The sequence below is a fragment of the Mesorhizobium sp. M7A.F.Ca.US.005.03.2.1 genome (assembly GCF_003997795.1).
Lineage (GTDB): Bacteria > Pseudomonadota > Alphaproteobacteria > Rhizobiales > Rhizobiaceae > Mesorhizobium > Mesorhizobium ciceri.
Window position 1 is genome coordinate 1 of sequence record NZ_RZRP01000605.1, and the last position, 3,933, is coordinate 3,933.

Below are 3,933 nucleotides of genomic sequence, written 5' to 3' on the forward strand. Positions count from 1 at the left end.
TGCCGTGCTCGACCGCCACGGCATGGTCGAGCGCCGCAAGCGCAGGCGCAACAGGGCGACGGGGACACCACTTTCAAACGGCTGTCGCCCTAACGATCTTTGGTGTGCCGACTACAAGGGCGAGTTCATGCTCGCCGATCGGCGCTATTGCTATCCGCTGACCATCACCGACTTCGCCAGCCGTTATCTCATCGCCTGCGAGGCGCTCTCGACCACCAAGGAAGCCTATGCCTTCACCGTGTTCGAAAGCGTTTTCAAAGAGTTCGGCCTGCCCAGCGCGATCAGGACCGACAATGGCGTTCCCTTCGCCAGCCCCAACGCGCTGTTCAATCTCAGCAAACTGTCGGTCTGGTGGCTGCGCCTGGGCATCGACATCGAGCGCATCAAGCCGGGCTGTCCGCAGCAGAATGGCCGCCATGAGCGCATGCACCTCACCCTCAAGAAGGAGACCACCAAACCGGCCGGCGCCAATTTCCTTCAACAGCAGGCCAGGTTCGATGACTTCATCGACGAGTTCAACTCACAACGCCCGCACCAGGCGCTCGACATGGACTGCCCGGCCGAGCGCTACACGCCCTCAACGCGTCCCTACACCGGCTTGCCCGATCTCGACCACCCGTTTCACGACAAGGCCGTCACCGTCACCACCTGCGGCCGCATCTGCTATAACCGCAAGAAGATCAACCTCAGCCTTGTCTTTGCCGGCCAGACCGTCGGAATCAAACAGGTCGAGGACCATATCTGGCTGGCTAGCTTCATGGACTATGATTTGGGATATTTCGACGATGAGACATGCAGGCTCGAACCACTCCAAAACCCCTTCGGGCCAAAAGTGTTACCCATGTCTCCGGTATAAACCGTAACCTATGTGTCCGGAACGGACCTAACGGTAATGGTGGGCCCGGAGGGACTCGAACCCCCAACCAAGCGGTTATGAGCCGCCGGCTCTAACCATTGAGCTACAGGCCCCACGCGGGCTGGATTAATGTTTTTCGCATCGCGGCACAAGGCTTTCCCGACGGGCTTCCCCAGATCGCCCAAATCAACCCATAATCGCGCTCTACGCGACGTCTGCGACTTGATCGCAGACCAAGGAGATTTTCATGACCAGACATCTTTTGCCTCTCGCGCTCGCCGCTGCAATCGCTTTTCCGGCGATGGCTGGAGCCACCGATCTGCCGACGCCGCCCCGCATCATCGTGTCGGGCGAAGGCGAAGCAACCGTGGCCCCCGATCTGGCGGTCCTGACGCTGAGCGTCATGCGCGAGGCCAAGACCGCGCGCGCCGCGCTCGACGCCAACAATGACGCCATGGCCGCCGTGATCGCGGCGATGAAGTCCGCCGGCATCAAGGACCGGGACCTGCAGACCGCCGGCATCCAGATCAACCCGCGCTACAACTACACCAACAAGCCGGACGGTAGCCAGGAAGCCGAACTCGTCGCCTATCAGGTGACCAACACGCTTTCGGTGCGGGTGCGCGATGTCGACAAGACCGGCGAGATCCTTGACAAGGCGGTGTCGCTCGGCGTCAACCAGGGTGGCGGCATCGCCTTCACCAATGACAACCCGGCAGCCACGGTCACCGAGGCGCGCAAGAAGGCGGTCGCCAACGCCATGGCCAAGGCCAAGACGCTGGCCGAGGCCGCAGGCGCCAGCCTCGGCCGGGTGCTCGAGATATCAGATCAGAACATTGCGCCGGCGCCGATGCCGATCAACGCCAAGGCCTTCGATGCCGCGGCGGGTGGCGCGGCTCCCGTGCAGGCCGGCGAGAATTCCTACAATGTCCAGGTGACCGTCACCTTCGAACTGAAGTAAGCGGCTCCGAGGATCCGTGGCTGGTCTTGCCCAGCCACGGATGCATCACCAGCCAATAGCGCGCATGAAAACCCCCGCGGGATTGCTCCCGCGGGGTTTTTTCGAGCCACACCCTTCAAACGGAAAAGGGCTCCGCTAGTCCCAGCTGATCTTGCTAAAGATCATGCTGCCAGGCTGACCCTCAAAGAGGGTCGGCCTTAATTGTCGAACCTCAGCGATAGATAACCGGGCAGCCGCGCTCGTTGGCGAACACCACCACGACACGGTCGCCGTCCTGACGGCCCGCCACCTTCACCGTGCGCCGGTTGACGTCGACGATCCGGACCCGGTGGAGGCCCATGCGTTCGGCCTTGTCGAGGGCGCGGTCCGGCGAACAGCCACGGCGCCAGTCGCCGCGGCGTTCATCACGGCGATGGCGATAACCGTCGTCACCGGTATAGACGCCGAAACGCGGGTCGTTGTTGTTGCCGAAGCCGAGATAGAGGCTGTCGGCGTGGGCGGGAACGGCCGCCAGCGTGCCGAGACCGACCAGGGCCGAAAGGGCTGCCGTCTTGATCGTGTTGAACATCGTCTTCTCTCCTTTTTGCGGGCCTTCCCGTCCTCGTGAACCGATGGGGGGAGAATGCGCCTGCCTGTCTGAACTCTTTACGAACCTGCCGTTCATCTCCGGTTCATATGGCGGGAAGAAGGAAGTTCCGGCCATTCGCCACCGTCCCCAGCCTTGGTGAAGGCCGGAATGCCTGACTCGGCGCCCTATTCCGAGCCCGCGGATTGGCCGGAAGTCGTGGAACGTAAGGCTGTTGCTCGCCGCCGCTGGTCCTACGGCTCCTCGTCCAGCACATAGTCAAAATAGTCTTCCGGCTCGGCAAGATCGGTTTCACTCGCCTTGACCCGGCCGCGCATCGAGATGCCGGCTTCATGCACGGTCTCGGCGCTGCCAGACACCAGCCGGTGCCACCAGTAGAGGTCGCGGCCCTCGGCAACCAGCCGATAGGCACAGGTACTGGGCAGCCAACTGATGGTTCGCACATTCTGCGGCGTCAGCCCGACGGAGTCGGGAACGCGCGCCAGCCGGTTGGCGTAGTCCGAACAGCGGCAGGTCTCGGCGTCGAACAGCCGACAGCCGACGCTGGTCCAGTAGATCTCGCCGGTGTCCTCGTCCTCAAGCTTTGACAGGCAGCATTTACCGCAGCCGTCGCACAGCGATTCCCACTCGGCCGGGCTCATCGCCTCCAGCGCCTTGGTTTTCCAGAATGGCGTTTCCATTTCCCGGATGTGGCCCCGGCCGCGGGCAAGGTCAAGCGCGGCAATGGTCGCAATTGCGGCTATCGCCAGGTGAATGACATGAAGTTGCCTTCAAAAGGTCGGTCAATCGCCCCGTACGGCCTCTATCCGTGCCAGACTGGAACCAATCGGCACAAGATCGGTTTCGGCAAGGATGGGACCCCACAAGGAGAATTTCGATGAAACGCCAACCACGGATTCTGGCAGGCACCGCACTTGGCCTGTTGATGGCATCCGCGCCGTTGGGCGCGTTCCCGCTTCAGGGAAGTGTCGCGTCCGGTCTTGCCCAGCGCACGGCGACCCCATTCATCCTGGCGCAAGCAGCATGCGCCGAGGGCGAATCGGCCGAGGCCTGCGCGCAGAAGCAGCAGGCGGAACCCGAACAGAAACACGAGCGCAGGAAGGCCGAGCCTGAACAGCAGGCCGCGCCTGCCCAGAGCGAGCAGCCCGCCGAGGAGCAGCAGCCACGCCGGAAGAAGCGCGACCAGCAGCAGCAGGCCGAGCAGGCGCCGGCCGAACAGGCCGCACCCGCCGAAGAACAGCAGCCGCGCAGGAAGAAGCGTGACCAGCAGCAGCAGACCGAGCAGGCGCCGGCCGAACAGGCAGCACCCGCAGAGGAACAGCAGCCGCGCAGGAAGAAGCGTGACCAGCAGCAGCAGACTGAGCAGACGCCGGCCGAACAGGTCGCGCCGGCCAACGACAATCAGCCCGGCGAGCAGGCCCAGCCGCGCAAGAAGAACAAGCAGGATCAGCAAGCCCAACCTGAAGTCGCCCCGGCGCCGAAGGAAGCTCCCGCTGGAGAGGCGACGGCCCCTGCCGGCGAGCAGCCGGC

Annotated in this window: 4 protein-coding genes, 1 tRNA gene and 1 pseudogene; 3 read left to right on the forward strand and 3 right to left on the reverse strand. The window is 63.5% G+C overall.

Translation table 11 applies throughout. The features are described 5' to 3' along the window. Positions 1 to 856 (forward strand): integrase core domain-containing protein (locus EN991_RS26570; protein ID WP_164746422.1); only part of this gene is annotated, 856 nt, incomplete at its 5' end. A 37-nt stretch (positions 857 to 893) separates the two neighbouring features. On the opposite strand, the gene EN991_RS26575 is transcribed toward EN991_RS26570, so the two are convergent. Beyond that, positions 894 to 969 (reverse strand) — tRNA-Ile (locus EN991_RS26575). Between the two features lie 134 nt (positions 970 to 1,103). Between EN991_RS26575 and EN991_RS26580 the strand changes: the two genes are divergently transcribed. Further along, positions 1,104 to 1,817 carry an SIMPL domain-containing protein gene (locus EN991_RS26580; protein ID WP_013530175.1) on the forward strand — a complete coding sequence of 238 codons (714 nt, stop codon included), beginning with the start codon at positions 1,104 to 1,106 and terminating at the stop codon, positions 1,815 to 1,817. Between the two features lie 211 nt (positions 1,818 to 2,028). Here EN991_RS26580 and EN991_RS26585 read toward each other — a convergent pair whose 3' ends face one another. Both EN991_RS26585 and EN991_RS26590 read right to left on the reverse strand, forming a co-directional pair. Further along, the gene (locus tag EN991_RS26585) at positions 2,029 to 2,385 is read right to left on the reverse strand and encodes a hypothetical protein (RefSeq protein WP_013530174.1); all 357 of its coding nucleotides are present in this window, start codon (positions 2,383 to 2,385) and stop codon (positions 2,029 to 2,031) included. 251 nt (positions 2,386 to 2,636) lie between these two features. Next, positions 2,637 to 3,083, reverse strand: coding sequence for a YcgN family cysteine cluster protein (locus tag EN991_RS26590; protein ID WP_127369883.1), 447 nt, complete (start codon positions 3,081 to 3,083; stop codon positions 2,637 to 2,639). A 245-nt stretch (positions 3,084 to 3,328) separates the two neighbouring features. Here EN991_RS26590 and EN991_RS40380 point away from each other — a divergent pair. Then, positions 3,329 to 3,933: pseudogene (locus EN991_RS40380) on the forward strand (flagellar motor protein MotB); the annotation flags it as partial.

Bases quoted from the DNA above. Each gene is read 5' to 3' on its own strand.
- EN991_RS26580 (WP_013530175.1), top strand. From the start codon at position 1,104: ATGACCAGACATCTTTTGCCTCTCGCGCTCGCCGCTGCAATCGCTTTT.
- EN991_RS26585 (WP_013530174.1), bottom strand. From the start codon at position 2,385: ATGTTCAACACGATCAAGACGGCAGCCCTTTCGGCCCTGGTCGGTCTC.
- EN991_RS26590 (WP_127369883.1), bottom strand. From the start codon at position 3,083: ATGGAAACGCCATTCTGGAAAACCAAGGCGCTGGAGGCGATGAGCCCG.